General features: G+C 63.4%; 1 pseudogene. It reads right to left on the reverse strand.

The annotated features are described in order from the left end of the window. A pseudogene (locus tag L692_RS33320) lies at positions 1-1,148 on the reverse strand (hypothetical protein); the annotation flags it as partial.

Consider the following 1,148-nt stretch of genomic DNA (forward strand, 5'->3'; position numbering starts at 1 on the left):
GCCGCCGATAATCCCGGAGGTCAAATGCTTCGACTCCACCGCGCCAGGAGCGATGGCTTCCTGCCCTACCGAGCCGCTCGCCAGATGCTCCGCTTGAACGGACGAGATGGCCAGCTTGGCGGAATGGACGCTGCCATCGGCCAGCTTGGCGGACGTTACCGCGCAATCGCCGAGCTTATCGCTCGTTACGCTCTCGGGCGAAAGCTTGAGCGAGGTCACCGCATAGTCGGCGAGATGATGAGGCTGGACCGCTTCGGCGGACAGATGGTAGCTCTGCACGCTAGCCTCCTCCAGATGGCCGGACTGGACGGAGAAGGGGGCGATTTTCGAGCCGTCCACCGCTTCATCCTGAAGCTGCGCCCCGCCTACCGCGCCTTCCGCCAGTTGAGTGACGCCGATGCTCTCCGGCGCAAGCTTATTACCGGTTAGCGAACCGTCGGGCAGCAGTTCCGCAGAGCGGACCTCGGCTGATAAATGCCGGAGCGTAATTTCACCCGCTGCGAGATGGCGTCCCTCTACCGAGCCGTCCGCCAAATGCTCCCCGCCAATGGATGAAGGGGTCAAATGCTCCATACTGACAGAGCCTTCACCCAGCTTGCTGGCGGTGATACTTCCATCCTGAAGCTGGACGGACGAGACCGAGCCCGGCTGGAGGTGGCCAAGTCCTACGGAGGAGGGGCGGATATGCTCGCCGCCGATAATGCCGGGCGACAAATGCCCCGGCCGAACCGCGCCGGGTGCGATAGCCTCCTTCCCTACCGAGCCGTTCGCCAGATGCTCTGCCTGAACGGACGACACCGCCAAATGCTCGCCGCTGATGGAGGATGGAGCAAGATGATAGCTTTGTACGCTAGCCTCTTCCAGATGGCGGGACTGAATGGAGGAGGAGGCGAGCTTCGAACCGTCCACCGCTTCATCCTGAAGCTGCGTTCCGCCCACCGAGCCCTCCGCCAGCCGGTCGCTGCCAATGCTCCCCGGCGCAAGCTTGTTTCCGCTTAGCGAGCCATCGGGCAGCAGCTCCGCTGAGCGCACTTCCCCGGACAGGTGCCGGAGCGTAATTTCACCGGCCTTGATGTGGCGGCTTGCTACCGAGCCTTCCGCCAGATGCTCCGATTGAACGGCCGATGCGGCCAGCTTGGCGGAATGGA

Origin of the sequence: Paenibacillus forsythiae T98 (genome assembly GCF_000520735.1) — a bacterium.
Taxonomy (GTDB): Bacteria; Bacillota; Bacilli; order Paenibacillales; family Paenibacillaceae; genus Paenibacillus_AQ; species Paenibacillus_AQ forsythiae.